13 protein-coding genes are annotated in these 16012 nt (G+C 73.6%); 5 read left to right on the top strand and 8 right to left on the bottom strand.

What is annotated here, in order from left to right; translation table 11 throughout:
• Window positions 1–9 precede the first annotated feature (9 nt).
• The 3 genes from ACN9M0_RS21260 (at window position 10) to ACN9M0_RS21250 (ending at window position 5173) form a co-directional block, all read left to right on the top strand.
• A complete protein-coding gene (locus ACN9M0_RS21260; RefSeq protein ID WP_366036566.1) occupies window positions 10–798 on the top strand; it encodes an enoyl-CoA hydratase/isomerase family protein in 789 nt (262 codons plus the stop codon).
• A gap of 100 nt (window positions 799–898) precedes the next feature.
• Window positions 899–4507 (top strand): hypothetical protein, encoded by a 3609-nt coding sequence (locus ACN9M0_RS21255; protein ID WP_426404053.1) that lies wholly within the window; start codon window positions 899–901, stop codon window positions 4505–4507.
• A gap of 84 nt (window positions 4508–4591) precedes the next feature.
• Complete coding sequence (locus ACN9M0_RS21250; RefSeq protein WP_426405319.1) at window positions 4592–5173, top strand: flavin reductase family protein; 582 nt, start codon at window positions 4592–4594, stop codon at window positions 5171–5173.
• Here the strand turns inward: ACN9M0_RS21250 and ACN9M0_RS21245 are convergent.
• The 3 genes from ACN9M0_RS21245 to ACN9M0_RS21235 form a co-directional block, all read right to left on the bottom strand.
• Window positions 5163–5669, bottom strand: coding sequence for a hypothetical protein (locus ACN9M0_RS21245; RefSeq protein ID WP_426404052.1), 507 nt, complete (start codon window positions 5667–5669; stop codon window positions 5163–5165). The genes ACN9M0_RS21250 and ACN9M0_RS21245 overlap by 11 nt on opposite strands.
• A 23-nt stretch (window positions 5670–5692) precedes the next feature.
• Complete coding sequence (locus ACN9M0_RS21240) at window positions 5693–7000, bottom strand: MFS transporter (RefSeq protein WP_426404051.1); 1308 nt, start codon at window positions 6998–7000, stop codon at window positions 5693–5695.
• A gap of 86 nt (window positions 7001–7086) precedes the next feature.
• A complete protein-coding gene (locus ACN9M0_RS21235; RefSeq protein WP_426404050.1) occupies window positions 7087–8484 on the bottom strand; it encodes an MFS transporter in 1398 nt (465 codons plus the stop codon).
• Between the two features lie 64 nt (window positions 8485–8548).
• Here ACN9M0_RS21235 and ACN9M0_RS21230 point away from each other — a divergent pair, with 64 nt between their 5' ends.
• On the top strand, window positions 8549–9529 hold the full coding sequence (locus ACN9M0_RS21230) for a GlxA family transcriptional regulator (RefSeq protein WP_366036581.1): 981 nt from the start codon (window positions 8549–8551) through the stop codon (window positions 9527–9529).
• A gap of 94 nt (window positions 9530–9623) precedes the next feature.
• On the opposite strand, the gene ACN9M0_RS21225 is transcribed toward ACN9M0_RS21230, so the two are convergent.
• The 3 genes from ACN9M0_RS21225 to ACN9M0_RS21215 form a co-directional block, all read right to left on the bottom strand.
• The gene (locus ACN9M0_RS21225; protein ID WP_399695804.1) at window positions 9624–10847 is read right to left on the bottom strand and encodes an MFS transporter; all 1224 of its coding nucleotides are present in this window, start codon (window positions 10845–10847) and stop codon (window positions 9624–9626) included.
• 164 nt (window positions 10848–11011) lie between these two features.
• Window positions 11012–12061, bottom strand: a complete 1050-nt coding sequence (locus ACN9M0_RS21220) for a Zn-dependent alcohol dehydrogenase (protein ID WP_366038988.1) — start codon at window positions 12059–12061, stop codon at window positions 11012–11014.
• Window positions 12058–12990: an SDR family oxidoreductase gene (locus ACN9M0_RS21215; RefSeq protein WP_366038990.1), complete on the bottom strand. Its 933-nt coding sequence runs from the start codon at window positions 12988–12990 to the stop codon at window positions 12058–12060. The genes ACN9M0_RS21220 and ACN9M0_RS21215 overlap by 4 nt, the downstream gene beginning before the upstream one ends.
• Window positions 12991–13091: 101 nt before the next feature.
• On the opposite strand from ACN9M0_RS21215, the gene ACN9M0_RS21210 reads away from it, so the two are divergent.
• Complete coding sequence (locus ACN9M0_RS21210) at window positions 13092–14018, top strand: cyclase family protein (protein ID WP_366038992.1); 927 nt, start codon at window positions 13092–13094, stop codon at window positions 14016–14018.
• Window positions 14019–14238: 220 nt separating this feature from the next.
• On the opposite strand, the gene ACN9M0_RS21205 is transcribed toward ACN9M0_RS21210, so the two are convergent.
• Window positions 14239–14676: an ATP-binding protein gene (locus tag ACN9M0_RS21205; RefSeq protein WP_366038993.1), complete on the bottom strand. Its 438-nt coding sequence runs from the start codon at window positions 14674–14676 to the stop codon at window positions 14239–14241.
• 355 nt (window positions 14677–15031) lie between these two features.
• The gene (locus tag ACN9M0_RS21200) at window positions 15032–16009 is read right to left on the bottom strand and encodes an acyl-CoA dehydrogenase family protein (protein ID WP_426404049.1); all 978 of its coding nucleotides are present in this window, start codon (window positions 16007–16009) and stop codon (window positions 15032–15034) included.
• Window positions 16010–16012 lie beyond the last annotated feature (3 nt).

The following is a 16012-nucleotide window of genomic DNA, read 5'->3' as shown; positions in this document are numbered from 1 at the left end:
GAGCTCCCCATGTCCGACGTACTCCACACCGTCGAGAACGGCGTCTCGTGGATCACGCTCAACCGGCCCGAGGCGATGAACGCGGTCACCTGGGACCAAAGGGAACGGATCATCGGCCTGTTGGGAGAGGCGTCCGCCGACCCGGACGTGCGCTGCGTGGTGGTCACGGCCACCGGGCGCGGCTTCTGCGCGGGCGCGGACCTGCGGGGCGCGCCGGCCGCGTCCGGCGAGAGGGTGGCGGGGGACGTGGCCCGGATGATCCGGCAGGGCGCCCAGCGGTTCATCGCCGCGGTCATGGACTGCGAGAAGCCGGTGATCGCGGCGGTGAACGGCACGGCGGCGGGCATCGGCGCGCACCTCGCGTTCGCCTGCGACCTGGTGCTCGCGGCGGACTCGGCGCGCTTCATCGAGGTGTTCGTACGGCGGGGGCTGGTGCCCGACGGCGGCGGGGCGTACCTCCTGCCCCGGCTGATCGGCCCGCAGCGGGCGAAGGAGCTGATGTTCTTCGGCGACGCGGTGCCGGCGGCGGAGGCGCTCGGCATGGGCCTGGTGAACCGGGTGGTCCCTTCCGACGCGCTGGAGAAGACGGCCCGGGAGTGGGCCGAACGCCTCGCCCAGGGCCCCACCCGCGCCCTCGCCCTCACGAAACAGCTGGTCAACGCGTCGCTGGACGTGGACCGTTCGGTCGCCTTCGCGGCGGAGGCGACCGCCCAGGAACTGAACATGACCACCCGCGACGCCCAGGAGGGCGTGACGAGCTTCGTGGAGAGGCGGGAGGCGCGGTACGAGGGGAGATAGTCGCGCGACGGTGTCCGGGGTGGCCCGTAGGGTGTGACGCGCACATGACGCACACCGCTCCGGGGGGAACGGAACCATGCCGAACTTCGCGCGCTCTCGCGTGAGATCCAGACGATCCGCGAGAACGCTGCTCCTCGTCCCTGCCCTGCTGACGGCCCTGGTGGGGCCGATGCTCCCGACGGGTACGGCGGTGGCGGCGACACCCGCGCCGGCCGTGTCCGCGCCGAGCGCGCCGACGTCGGCGCCGGCCGTCGACGCCGTACCGGCGGACGAGCCGACGACGGACCCGATCGTCGACCCGACGCAGACCGCGACGGAGCCGACGCCGGAACCGACCGTCGAGCCGACACCCACCGAGGTCCCCTGCCCCGCGCTGCCGATCGCCCCGCTGGGCGACCCGGGCGACGCGGTCGGCAAGGTCACCATCGAGCCGCAGTCCGCCGCCTGCTTCACGGTCACCGTGGAGAAGCCGGGCGTGCACCGCATCCTCCTCGACGGCCCCCACGACACGTACCCGGGGCTGTACGCGGGCGAGAACCGGGTCGCGTGCGAGGACTTGGGCTACAAGGACGCCTGGTGCGACCTGGCCGCCGGCCAGTACACGCTCAAGCTCACCAACACCGACTGGCAGGCCACCGAGAACCGGGTCGCCCTCGTCGCGCTGATGGCCGCCGCCCCGGGCGACTGCCCCGCCGTCGACGGCACCGGCTACGACACCGCCCCGACGACCGGCCAGGTGCCCGGCAAGCTGAGCGTGGTCTGCCACAGCTTCACCGCCGCCCCGGGTGACCGGATCACCGCGGACTTCCGGCCGGTCAAGTACAGCGACTCGTACGCCTGGATCACCGACGACACCGGCAAGCGCCTCTGCCCGGGCGGCAACGCGGACGGCAGCGAGGGCTGCGTCCTGCCCGAGGGGACCGGCGGCTACCGCGTCCTCGGCACCGTCACGTACATCGAGGGCGGTTTCCCCGCCGCGTACGCGCTGAAGGTCCGGCGGCTCTCGGACCCGGCCGGCTGCGCCACCGTGCCCGTCACCGCCTACGGCACCGCGCCGTCCCCGGTCTCGCCGCCGGCCGGCTGCAAGACCTTCACGCCCACCGCGACCGGCCGCTACGACGTCGAGGTCATCGACGCCTCCGGCGCCGTCGGCAGCACGCCCGTGTACGCGAAGGACGGCACCTTCGCCTGCCGGGGTTACGACGAGATCTGCACGCTCACCGCGGGCACGACGTACACCGTGTTCACGGACGCGACCCCGCGGATCCTCGGCCGGGCCGCCACCGAGGGCTGCACGGACGGCGTCACGCTCGGGAGCGCCTACCACGGCACGTTCTCCGGTCTCGGCGAGGCCGACTGCCTGAACCTGCCGCTGCCCCAGGGCGCGCACCTCGCCGTGCTGTCGGACTACCGCCCGGACACCAGGATCCTCGACGCGAACGGCGTCGAGCAGTGCCTCTCCGGCGTCGGCCTGTGGGACGGCACCTGCGAACTCGGCGGCACCGCCCCGTACCGGGCGATCGTCACCGACCGCGACACGACCGAGGGCGGCGACGGCTACGGCCTCGTCGTGCACCGCACCGACGCCCCCGAGACCTGCCGGACCTTCCTCGCCGGAGACCTCACCGCGAACCCGACCCGGATGAGCGTGAAGACCGGCGACGGCGTCTTCGCCGACTGCCTGACCATCCCCGCCGACGCGCACTCCGCCCACGAGATCCTCCAGGTCGAGAAGACCGCCGGAGACGTGGCGGCCGAGATCGTCGTCATCGACGCGAACGGCAAGCGGATCTGCGAGGTCCGCTCGTACTACAACACCTTCACGGGCTGTGCCCTGACCCCGGGTGTCGCCCACACCGTCCTCGTCCAGGGCCGCGACGTGCCCGGCGAGACCGCGCTGATCCGCCGGGACGTCACCGCCACCGCGCGCGGCTGCGTCGCCACCCCCGCGGTGGCCGTCGGCGGCCCGTCGACCGGCGGTGTCCCGGCCGCGCCCGGCACCTTCCTGTGCCACCGGGTGACGACGGCCGACGCCGGGGACACCCTGCACCTCAACGTGCGCGATCCCGAGAACACCGTCCGACTGATGGCCTTCGACGCGGCCGGCGGCAACCACTGCGACTACTTCGCCCGGGGCTGCGCCGTCACCGGCTCGACTGCCTACCAGGTGCTCGTCCAGGTCCCGGCCGGCGGCACCGCCCCCGCCGGCTACCGCCTCGACGCCCTGCGTATCGCCACCCCGGCCGGGCCCGCGCCCGAGTGCGTCGCGGTCCCGAACGTCAGCTACGGCTTCGGCCCGCTCGTCGGCACTCTGACCGAGCAGAAGACCGCGCTCTGCGCGGCGGTCCCGTCGTCGTCGAGCGACCGCTTCGGCCTGAGGTTCACGCCCGCGGGGACCTTCGCGCAGCAGCCGACCCCGTGGCTGTACGACCGGACGACGCAGAAGAACGGCTGCTACGGGTCGTACTCCAGCGAGGGCCAGAACTACGAGTGCACCCTGCCGAACGTCTACCCCAAGGCGGCCCGGCCGAGCATCCTCGTCATCGGCCTTCCGGAGGCACCGGCGCAGACGTCCACGGCGGTGAACGCCGCGATCACCTGTGCCCAGTACCTCTGCGGCACCGACGAGCGCTCCATCGGCACCGTCGGCCCGGCCACGGTCGGCCAGGGGAAGATCTCGATGACCGTCACCGGCTCGGCGCTGCCCGACTCCGCCAAGGTCGTCCTGACGAACGGGTCCTTCCGGGCCGAGTCCACCACGCTCTCCGTCGCGCCTGACCGGCGCAGCATGACGGTGGCCCTGGACCTGACGAACGCGCCGCTCGGCACGCTGAACACCAGCGTGTACGCGTTCGGCGCGCAGAACATGAAGCCGTCGGTGACGGTCGTCGCCGCCCTCCGCGACACCGCCGCGCCGAGCGTCTCCGGCACGGCCGTCGTCGGCGGGACGGTGACGGCGAAGGCCGGGTCGTGGTCGCTGCCGGTGGACTCGTACGCGTACCAGTGGCGCGCGAACGGGGTCGCGATCGCGGGGGCCACGGCCTCCACGTACACCCTGCCGTCGGCGCTGTTCGGCAAGCAGCTGTCCGTGGCCGTGACCGCGCGGAAGGCCGGTCATCCCGTCGTCGCCGCGGTGAGCGCCGCCGTGGTCGTGAAGGGCGTCGCGCCCACGCCGACGAAGGTGCCGTACTTCTCCGGGGCCACGCGGGTCGGGAGCAAGCTGACCGCGGTCGTCGGTACCTGGTCGCCCGCGCCGACCTCGTACGCCTACCAGTGGCGGGCCAACGGCGTGGCGATCACGGGTGCGACGGGATCGTCGTACGTGCCCGTCGCCTCCGTCCTCGGCAAGAAGCTCACGGTGACCGTGACCGCGCTGCGGACCGGGCACCTGAGCGGGGCGTACACGACGGCGGGGTACATCGTCGCCGCCGGTCTCGCGCCGAAGGCGACGGTCGCTCCGTACCTCACGGGCACGGTCCGGGTCGGGCGGACGCTCAGCCTGAACCGGGGGACGTGGACGCCGGCGCCGACCTCGTACGCCTACCAGTGGTACGCGAACGGGCGGGCGATCAGCGGGGCGACGCGGACCACGTTCACGCTCACCAAGGCCCAGCGCGGGCTGAAGATCACCGTCCGGGTGACGGCCTACCGGACCGGGCACACGGCGGGCGTCGCGTGGACCCGGTCCACGGCGGCGGTCGCCGGATAGTCGGAGAAGGTGGCCGTCGTCCCCGAAGGGTTCCCATCTGACGCACCGTCAGCTTCAATGGGCGGTGTGATGGGACACGCGGGGATGGCGGCCACCGCCGTCCGACACCTGAGAGCGGCCGGTTCGCCGACGGCCGTGGAACCACTGCCCCGGCCCGCCCTGCGCGCGGTACGGGAGGACGAGCGGGCGCCCGTCGACCCCGGCGCATTCCGCCGCGTCCTCGGGCACTTCGCCAGCGGCGTCACGATCGTGACGGCCCTCGACGCGGACGGACCGGCCGGCTTCGCCTGCCAGTCCTTCGCCTCCCTCTCCCTCGACCCGCCCCTGGTCGCCTTCATGGTCGCCAGGACGTCGACGACCTGGCCCCGGATCGCGGCGGCCGGCACCTTCTGCGTCAACGTCCTCGGCGCCGCGCAGGGGCCGCTGTGCAGGTCGTTCGCGGTGAGCGGCGCCGACAAGTTCGCGGGCGTCGCCTGGGAGCCGACCCCGGTCACGGGCGCGCCCCGCCTGGCCGGGGCCCCCGCCTGGATCGACTGCACGATCACCACGGTCCACACGGGCGGGGACCACCTGATCGTGGTGGGCCGGGTGGAGGCACTGGACGCGGAGGAAGACGGCGAACCGTTGCTCTTCCACCGGGGGCGGTTCGGGCGGTTCAGGCCTTGATGAGGCCCGAGTAGAGGCCGATGCCGCCCAGCATGAAGACGGTCAGGACGGCGAGCGTGCCCCACAGGAGCACGCTGACGAAGTAGCCCCGGACCGCGTGGCGGGTGATCAGGGCCGCCGCCGCGATGACGACCGCCGCCACCAGCCATCCCCATCCGCCCGCGAGCGGCAGGAGGAGCGCTCCTGAGGCGACCGACAGGAGCAGCTGCCACCAGAGCGGACGCCCCGCGATCCGGCGTGCCAGCTCCTCGCCGAGCAGTACCGCCGGCAGCACGATCACCGCGGAGACCGCGGCGGCGGGCAGCAGCGCCATCAAGGGCAGGAACGGAAGCAGCAGCAGCGACAGGGCGCTGACGCGCTCCTCGCCGGGCTCCGGCTGACCGGTGTCGCCGAACACCACGCCCAGGACCATGGCCAGCGCCGCCTCCAGGAACAGCACCAGGATCGAGACCCGCAGCATCCGGGCGAAGCTCCGCCCGTCCCCAGGATCGCTCATCCGCGATCACCCCCCGGTGGTCATCATGCTCCCGCCAGGGCCGGCGCCTCCGTCCGGGGGCGGTTGATGACCAGGGCCATCAGGGCCGCCGCCGCGCACAGGGCGCCCGAGGCGTACCAGACGACGTCGTACGAGCCGAAGACGTCGCGGGCCACGCCGCCCGCGAAGGCGACGGCCGCCGCGCCGACCTGGTGGGAGGCGAGGACCCAGCCGAAGACGATCGCCGAGTCCTCGCCGTAGTGCTCGCGGCACAGGGCGATCGTCGGCGGGACCGTGGCGACCCAGTCCAGGCCGTAGAACACGATGAAGAACAGCATCGGCGGGTGCACCGAGGGCGCCAGGAGCATGGGGAGGAACAGGAGCGAGATGCCTCGCAGGGCGTAGTAGACGGCCAGCAGGCGGCGGGCCTCGAAGCGGTCGGTGAACCAGCCCGAGGCGATCGTGCCGACGACGTCGAAGACGCCGATCACGGCGAGCAGTCCGGCGGCCGCCGTGACGGGCATGCCGTGGTCGTGGGCGGCGGGCACGAAGTGGGTCTTGACCAGTCCGTTCGTCGAGGCCCCGCAGATCGCGAAGGAGCCGGCGAGCAGCCAGAAGGGTCCGGTGCGGGCCGCCTTGAGGAGGACGGTGACCGCGCGGCGGGCGGCGCCCGTGACGGGGGCCGGCTTGGGCGCGTACTCCCCGCCGTACGGGGCGAGCCGGACGTCCGCCGGGTGGTCGCGCAGCAGCAGCCAGACGAACGGCACGACGGCGAGCGCGGAGAGGGCGACGGTCACGGCGGCCGGGCGCCAGCCGTGGTGCTCGACCAGCCAGGACAGCAGCGGCAGGAAGACGAGCTGGCCGGAGGCGCCGGCCGCCGTCAGGATGCCGGTGACCAGGCCCCGACGGGCGACGAACCAGCGGTTGGTGACGGTCGCCGCGAAGGCGAGGGCCATGGACCCGCTGCCGAGGCCGACGAGGACGCCCCAGTAGAGGACGAGTTGCCAGGCCGCCGTCATCCACACCGTCAGGAGCGACCCGGCGGAGATGATCGTCAGCGCGACCGCCACGACCCGGCGGATGCCGAAGCGGTCCATGAGCGCCGCGGCGAAGGGGGCCGTGAGGCCGTAGAGCGCGAGGTTCACCGAGACGGCGAAGCCGATCGTGCCCCGCGACCAGTGGAACTCCCCGTGCAGCGGCTCGATCAGCAGGCCCGGAAGGGAGGCGAAGGCCGCGGCGCCGATGATCGTGACGAAGGTGACCGCCGCGACGAACCAGGCGCGGTGGACGCGGGGGGTACGGACAGGGGGACGGTCGGACTGGCGGGCTGCGCTCTCGGTTGTCTGGGCCATGCCACCGAGCATCCCGGCCCGGCCCTCGCCCGACCATTGGCCCGAATGACAGGTTTCCAAAGGATCGGGACACCGGTGGCCGGGAACTACGCCCTCGGCAGCGTCCTGATCGGGCGTACGACGAGCAGCGCCGCCACGACCAGTACCGCGATCCCCGCCCCCGTCAGCAGCACCTCCTCCGTACCGACCGCCGCCGCCACCGGCCCCGACAGGGTGCGACCGACGCCCATCATGAGGAGCGAGCCTGCGACGTCGTACGCGTGCATCCGGTTCAACGCCTCCTGCGGCACGTGCGTCTGGACCGAGGTGGACCACATCACCAGCCAGAAGGCGAAGGCCGCGCCGCCGATGAACTGACCCACGCCGAGCAGGGCGACCGGCGCGCCCGTGCCGAGCAGGAGGAGGTTCACGGGGAGGCCGAGGAGGGCCACGGCGCCGGACGCCAGCGGGCGGCGCGGGCGCAGCCGGATCGCGAGGAGGCCGCCGACGGCGCTGCCGGCGCCGTTGACGGCCATGAGCACGCCGTACGCGGCCGAGCCGTGGTCCTCGGTGACGAGGCTCGCCGTGAGCGGCACCATGGGCCCGGCGACGGTCAGTCCGTACACCGTCCAGATGGAGATGACGCCCCAGAGCCAGTTCCGGGAGCGGAACTCCCTCCATCCACCGACGAGTTCGGCGCCGAGGGAGTCACGCGTGGCGGTGTCGGAGGGGATCGGGGCGAGGCGCATCAGGGTGAAGCAGAGGGCGCTGACGGCGAAGGTGACGCCGTTGACGGCGAAGGCGGCGCCCGCGTTCCACACGGCGACGAGCAGGCCGGCGGCGGCCGGTCCCGCCATGGTCATGAGGGCCTCGGCGACGCGCAGGACGGCGTTGGCGCGCTGCACGTCGGGGGCGATGCGGGGGATGGTGGAGGCGACGCCGGGCTGGAAGAGGGCGGCGCCGACGCCGCTGAGGACGGAGAGGCTGTAGACCGCCCAGAGCGGCGGGCTGCCGAGGGTGAAGGAGACGGCGAGGACGGCGGCTCCGGGCAGGCGCAGGAGGTCGGCGAGGATCATCATGCGGCGGGCGGTGAACCGGTCGGCGAGGACGCCGCCGAAGAGGACGAAGAGCGCGAAGGCGGCGGTCCAGCCGCCCAGGGCGTAGCCGACGGTGGCTCCGGGGTGGCCGGCTCCGAGGAGTCCGGCGGCGAAGGCGACCGGGACCATGCCCTCGCCGAAGACGGCGACGCCCCGGGCGACGAAGAAGAGCCGGAAGTTACGGTTCCACAGCGCGGGCGGCGAGACCGGGGCGGGTGCCGCGACCTGCGCGGGCGGCGCGACCGGGGCGGGTGCCGCGACCTGCGCGGGCGGCGTGACCGGGGCGGGTGTCGCGACCGGAGCCGGTGCCGCGACCTGGGCGGGCGGCGCCGGCGGCTGCTGTACGGGCGGCGCGACCGGGGCGGGAATCCGCTCGGCGGCCTCAGACTTGTACGTGTTGTCCGTCACGGACACGTACTCGTACCAGCCCTATGGTCTGGACCACCACCGAATTACCGAGGGAGCACCGCCCGTGCAGCCGCCGCACCGTGTCGCCGTCCTCGCCCTGCCCGGCCTCCTCCCCTTCGAGCTGGGCATCCCGCACCGCATCTTCGGCCGCGCGAAGGACGTCGACGGCCGGCCGCTGTACGAGATCGTGACCTGCGCCCCCGTCGCGGGCCCCGTCCCCACCGACGCCGACTTCTCGATCCACGTCGAGCACGGCCCGGAGGCCCTCGCCACCGCCGACACGGTCGTCGTGCCCGCCTCGTACGAGCTAGGACCGGTCTACGACGAGGGCAGGCTCCCCGAGGAGCTGGCCGCCGCGCTCGCGCACATCCGGCCCGGCACCCGGCTCGTCTCCATCTGCACCGGCGGGTACGTGCTCGCCGCCGCGGGCTTCCTCGACGGGCGCCCGGCCACCACCCACTGGGCGTCCGCCGAGCACTTCCAGCGCCTCTTCCCGAGCGTGCGGGTCGACGCGGACGTCCTCTTCATCGACGACGGCGACGTCCTCACCTCGGCCGGTGTGGCCGCCGGGATCGACCTGTGCCTGCACATCGTGCGCCGCGACCACGGCACGGCCGTCGCCAACGACGTGGCCCGCAGGACCGTCGTACCGCCCCACCGGGACGGCGGCCAGGCCCAGTACATCGAGCGGCCCCTGCCCGAGGCCGGCACCCACACCACGACCACCGCGCGGGCCTGGGCGCTCGCCCACCTCCACGAGCCGATCCAGCTGCGGGACCTGGCGGAGAAGGAGGCGATGAGCGTACGGACCTTCACGCGCCGCTTCCGCGACGAGGTCGGCATCAGCCCCGGCCAGTGGCTCACCCAGCAGCGCGTCGAGCGCGCCCGGCACCTCCTGGAGTCCACCGCCCTGCCCGTCGACCGGGTCGCCCAGGACGCGGGCTTCGGCACGGCGCAGTCGCTGCGGGTGCACCTGATGACCGCGATCGGGGTGACCCCGACGTCGTACCGGCGCACCTTCCGCACGGGCGCGACCTCGGCCTGAACGTCCGGCACGACCGGGGTACGCGTGAACGGGCGCCGTTCCCGGCCGGTGCGCCGCCCGAACCTCGGCGTCCGCCACGCAGGGGTACGCCGGGTCAGCCGCCGCTCCCCGCCGGGGCGACCGCCGCCCGCACCTCCGCGTCCACGACGACAGGGGTACGCACGGACAGCCGCCGCTCCCCCACCGCGCCGACCGCCGTGAGCAGCGCCGTCAGGCCGACCCCGCAGAGGATCGCCGTCGACGGGGCCACCACCTTGAGGAGCCCGCCCGCGAGGGTGCCGCTGGCCGCGTAACCGGCGCCCACCGCCGCGTACATGACCGAGTACCCGGCGGCGAGGGCGCCCGGCGGCAGGACCTGCCGGAGGGCCAGGTTCCGGGCGAGGCTCGCAGGGGCCTGGAGCAGCCCGGCCGCCACCAGGGCGCCCGCGATCGCCGCCGTCCAGGGCAGTACGGCGACCAGCGCGACGCCCGCGGCGACCGCGAGGACCAGGACCAGGGACTGGACGGCCAGCGGGCCGGGCCAGCTCCCCCGGAGGCCGTACACGAACGCGCCGACCGCCGAGCCGATCGAGAACCCGGCGAGCAGGGGGCCCGCCCAGCCGATGCCGATGCCGCGCTGTTCGAGCAGCGCGGGCAGGATCAGTTCGGCGAGTGCGAGCAGGGTGAGCCCGGCGGCCCCCAGGACGTACACGGGCCAGGCCCGCAGCAGCGCCCGCCGCATCGAGGCCCCCTTCTCCTGCGCCCCTGCGGCCCAGCCGGCCGGCAGCAGCCACATCCCGGCCACCGAGACCGCCATCAGGGCGCCTTGCAGCAACAGCGGCACCGCGGGGGCGGCGCCGAGGGCGAGGCCGGTGGTGAGCGCGGGCGCTGCCGCCCAGAGGGCGAAGGTCAGCATCGACTCCATGCTCATCGCCTGGGTGACGGCCCGCTCCGGGACGAGGCTGGTGAGCAGGGCCCGCAGGGCGCCGGGCACGGCGGCGGGGCCGGTTCCCGCGAGCAGCGCGAGGGCCGCGAGGACGACGGGGTGGGCGCCGGGCGCGAGCCCGAGCCCGGTGAACCCGGCGGCGCCGGCCGCGAGCCCGGCGACGAGCTGCGGCCGGGCCCGCTCGGCGTTCAGCCGCATGCCGAGGACGGGTGCGGCGACGATCTCCCCGAGGACGTACGCGGCGGCGAGGACCGCGCCGAGCGTGTAGCCCCCGGGCCGCTCCCGCACGAGGAACACGAGCGCGAGCGGCGCCATGGCGACGGGCAGCCGGCCGGTGAACATGACGGCGGACCAGGCGAGGACGGGACGGGTGGCGAGCTCGCGGTAGGACATCCCAGGACCGTAACGGCCGGGCGCCTCCGCGGCCCACCGAGTTCCGCACCGCTGGGCCGGGCGCCTCCGCGGCTTCCGTACCCGCCGGGTGCCTCCGCGGCCTACCGCGTTCCGTACCCGCCGGGGGCCTCCGCGGCCCGCCGGGTTCCGTACCGCCCGCCCGGTCAGAAGGTGAGCACCCCCCGCGCCACCTTCCCCCGCTCCGCGTCCTCCGCCGCCCGGGCGAAGTCCTCCACCGGGTACGTGCGGGTCACCAGTTCGTCCAGGAGCAGGGTTCCCGAGCGGTACAGCTCCGCGTAGAGGGCGAGGTCCTTCTGGGGGCGGGAGGAGCCGTACCGGCAGCCCAGGATCGACTTGTCCAGGAACATCGCGGCGGGCAGGAAGCTCGCCTCCGCCTTCGGCGCGGTCATCCCGAGCAGGACCGCCTGGCCGTGCCGGTCGAGGAGGTCGATCGCGGTCCGGACGAGCCCGGTGTGGCCGACGCACTCGAAGACGTGGTCGGCGCCGGTCGGGAGGACGTCCCGTACGCCGTCGGCGGAGGCGAGGAAGTGCGTCGCCCCGAACTGCCGGGCCACCGCCTCCTTCTCCGGGTTCGTGTCCACGGCGACGATCGTCAGCGCGCCCGCGATCCGCGCGCCCTGGAGGACGTTGAGGCCGATGCCGCCGGTGCCGATGACGACGACGGTCTCGCCGCGGCCGACCTTCGCGCGGTTCAGTACGGCTCCGACGCCGGTGAGGACGCCGCAGCCCATGAGGGCCGCGGAGGTCAGCGGGATGTCCCGCGGGATCTTGACGGCCTGGACGGCCTTGACGACGGTCCGTTCCGCGAACGACGAGTTCGAGGCGAACTGGAAGAGCGGCTGCCCGTCGCGCGAGAACGGCTGCCGCGGCATCCCGATGGCCTTCCGGCACATGGTCGGCCGGCCCCGGTCGCAGTCGGCGCAGGCGCCGCAGTTGGCGAGCGTGGACAGGGCGACGTGGTCGCCGGGGGCGACGTGCGTGACCCCGGGGCCCACGGCCTCGACGACGCCGGCGCCCTCGTGGCCGAGGACGACGGGCGGGGGGAACGGGATGGTCCCGTCGATGACGGACAGATCGCTGTGGCAGAGCCCGGCGGCGGCGATCCCGACGAGCACCTCCCCCGGACCCGGGTCCCGTACCTCCAGGTCGTCGACGACCTGGACCTGCTTCCCGTCGAAGACGACACCCCTCATGACGCGTTCCCCCCACCGGTGTTGGGCCGCTCGCCCGCGGCGGCGGCCCTGGCCATCTCCTCCAGCTGCTGGAGCATCGGCATCGGGTCCGTCCCCACCGTCCCCGGCAGGAAGTCCGCGATCCGTTCGGGGGTCCACGCACCGCCCTCCGCGTAGCCCGCGCGCAGTTCCCGGGGCTGCGCCCAGACCGCGATCTTGGGGCCGGCGATCGTGTACACCTGGCCGGTGATCTTCTCCGCCCGGGCCCGTTCGGAGAGCAGGTAGACGACGAGCGCCGCCACGTCCTCCGGCTCCCCGATCTCCTTGAGCTCCATGGGGACGTTCGCGGACATCCGGGTGCGGGCCACCGGCGCGACCGCGTTGGCGGTGACGCCGTACTTGTGGAGGCCGAGGGCCGCGCTCCGTACGAGCGAGATGATCCCGCCCTTCGCCGCCGAGTAGTTCGCCTGGGCGACGGACCCCTGGTGGTTGCCGCTCGTGAAGCCGATGAGCGTCCCCGTGCCCTGCTTGCGCATGACCGCCGACGCGGCCCGGAAGACGGTGAAGGTGCCCTTCAGGTGGGTGGCGACGACGGGGTCCCACTCCTCCTCGGACATGTTGAAGAGCATCCGCTCGCGCAGGATGCCGGCGACGCACACGACGCCGTCGATGCGCCCGTACGCGGTGAGGGCGGCCTCGACCACCCTCGCCCCGCCCGCCATCGTCGAGATGTCGTCCGCGACGGCGACCGCGGTCCCGCCCGCCGCCTCGATCTCCTTCACCACCGAGGCCGCGACCTCCGACGTCGGCTCGCCGCCCTCGATGGACACCCCGTAGTCGTTGACGACGACCTTCGCGCCCTCCGCCGCGCACGCGAGGGCGACCGCGCGGCCGATGCCGCGCCCCGCTCCCGTCACGGCGACGACCTTGCCAGCCAAGAAGTTCCCCACGCCCGGCCCCTTCCCGCACTTTCTGACGGTCCGTTAGATTCGTTCGTCGTCAGGATTCTACGGCCCGTCAGATACCGGAAAACAAGACCCCGGAGGCCCCGATGTCTCTCCCCGCCGCTTTCCACGAGATCGCCAAGCGCGTCAACAACTGGGGCCGTTGGGGCCAGGACGACGAGATCGGCACGCTCAACCTCGTCACCGACGAGGTCGTGCGGGAGGCCGTCGCCACCGTCCGCACCGGCCACCGCGTCCCGCTCGCCCTCGACCTCAAGCAGGACGGCGTGCAGACCGGCATGATCCCCGGCCGGGTGAACCCGCTCCACGTCATGGTCCAGGTCAACCAGGAGCTCTTCGGCCCCGGCACGGTCGCCACCAGCGACGACGCCGTGACCCTCGGCCTCCAGGCCGGCACCCACTGGGACGCCCTGACGCACGTCTCGCACTCGGGCCGCATCTACAACGGGCGGCCCGCCTCCTCGATCACCCCGCACGGCCGCTCCGAGTTCAGCGGCATCCACACGGCCCGCCACCTCGTCTCGCGCGGGGTGCTCCTGGACGTGGCCGCGGCGAAGGGGGTCGACCGGCTGCCGGGCGACCACGCCGTGACCCCCGAAGACCTCGACGAGGCAGCCGAGTTCGGCGGGGTGTCCGTACGGTCCGGGGACGTCGTCCTCGTACGGACCGGGCAGATCCAGCTGTACCTGGCCGGGGACCGGCACGGGTACGCGTTCCCTTCACCCGGCCTCTCGGTCCGTACGCCGGAGTGGTTCCACGCCCACGACGTCGCGGCCGTCGCCAACGACACGCTCACCTTCGAGATCTTCCCGCCCGAGATAGAGGACCTCTGGCTTCCCGTGCACGCCCTCGACCTGGTCGAGATGGGCATGCTCCAGGGTCAGAACTGGAATCTGGAATCTCTGTCCACAGCCTGTGCACAAGAACGCCGGTACGCGTTCCTGCTCTCCGCGATGCCCGAGCCCTTCGTCGGCGGCACGGGCACGCCGGTGGCCCCGGTCGCCATCCTCTGAGGTGCTCGGAGCTGCTCTGAGGCACCCCTAGGCCCGAGTCCACGGACGTCCGAGGCGCCCTGAAGCACGAGTTCACGGGCGGCGGCGCGCTCGCACGCGCCCCGAGCACGGCACGGCCCGCCGCCACCCGGCCACGACCCGCACACGCCGAGGGCACACGGCCCTCGGCTCCCCTCGCCACGAATCGCTCACCCCAGGGTGGGCAAAACGGAACGAATCGTCAACAGTGCACCCGGCCGGGCGACAGGGGCGACACCGAGGCCACGGACGCCACCGGGTCCACCTCGCACCAGATGCTCTTGCCGGCGCCCTCCGGTTCCCAGCCCCACCGGTCCGCGAGGCCGTCCACCAGCTCCAGGCCGCGCCCGTTGGTGTCGTCGCCCTCCGCGTGCCGGGGCTGCGGCGGGCGGTCGCTCGCGTCGGCCACCTCGACCCGCACCCCGCCCTCGGCCGCGAACAGCATCCGCAGCACGGCCGGGCAGCCCGTGTGCACCACGGCGTTGGTCACGAGCTCGGAGATCAGCAGCACCAGCGTCTCGGCGAGCGGCTCGTCATCCCCTATGCCCGACCCGGCGAGCCGCGACCGGGCCCACCTCCGGGCTCGTCCCACCTCTGCCGGGTCCGGCCCGACCACCAACTGCACCTGAAGCACCTGCACCGCTCACACCATCCGAACCGGCGGACAACACACCTTCACGGAACGTGATTCCCTTGTGGGACAGCATGGTTGACGTACAGTCACCGCAACAAGCGCTTCGGGCATATTCCAGCGCGAAGGAGTACGCATGGTCCATACTGTGCGACGCACGCTGCGGGGAGTCGAACGCCGGGCGCGAGCGGCGGGCATCCCCGGCCGCGGAGCCGCCGCAGGGGCGACACCGGGACGATCCGGGCCAACGAGCACTCGCATCCCACGGAGCGTACCGGAGCCGGAGGCCGACTCCGGGCCGTGACGGCCCCGCCGAAGGACACAACCCGATATCGACATTCCGTGACGTGTCGGCGGCACAGCGCTACAGCCCGGCGGCCACCGTCTCCTCGGCCCGGGCGGCCGGCATCCGCAGCTCGGCCCGCACCCAGGCCCGCTTCAGATGCAGGTGGACGTCCGCCTCCCAGGTGAAGCCCATCCCGCCGTGCACCTGGAGACAGTCCCGGGCGTTACGGGTCGCCGCCTCGTCGGCGAGGAGCTTGGCCCCGGCGACCTCGACGGGATCGCCGGTGACGGAGGCGGCCCACACGGCCGCCCGCGCGAGCTCGGTCCGCACGAGCATCCCGGCACACAGATGCTTCACCGCCTGAAACCCCCCGACCACCTGCCCGAACTGCACCCGCTGCCGCGCGTGGGAAACGGCCATGTCGGTGACGGCCTGAGCGCTCCCGACCTGCTCGGCGGCGGTCAGGAGCACCGCCACCCCCGTTGTGGGCAGGCGTTCCACAGGGGCGATGGGGGTCCCCCCTGCCCGAGCGAAGCCGAGAGCTTGGGGGAGGGTGGACGCAACGGACGGCGCCCCTGCCGGGCCCAGGCTCCCCGCACCTACGGCACCCACGACCCCGGGCACCCGGTGGAGCGGCGTCAGCGGATCGACCGACCGCACAGGCACGGCACCGCTCACCTCACCCAGCACCACATCGGCCTCGTCCAGCCAAGGGACCAGCCCTTCCGAAGCCTCGGTCACCACCAGCTCCCCCTCCGCCGCGCCCGGCACCGACCCTGCGGCGACATGCGTAGCCACCAGCGGCCCCGGCAACAACACCCTCCCCGCCTCCTCGAAGACGAGCACCGCCTCGGGAAGCCCGAGCCCCACCCCGCCCTCCTCCTCCGGAAGCCGCAGCGAGAAGAACCCGGCGGCACCGAGCTCCCGCCACAGCTCCCGGTCGAGACGAGGCGCGTCCAGGGCCGCCCGCAGCGCCTCCCGGTCGAAGAGCCGCGCGAGCAGTTCCCGTACCCCCCGCCGCAGATCCCGCTGGTCCTCGGTGAGTCGGAAGTCCATGGC

This window comes from Streptomyces sp. R-07, from assembly GCF_049913175.1.
GTDB lineage: Bacteria > Actinomycetota > Actinomycetes > Streptomycetales > Streptomycetaceae > Streptomyces.
Note: the sequence above shows the minus strand (reverse complement) of the source record. Positions and strands in the feature narration are given on the sequence as shown.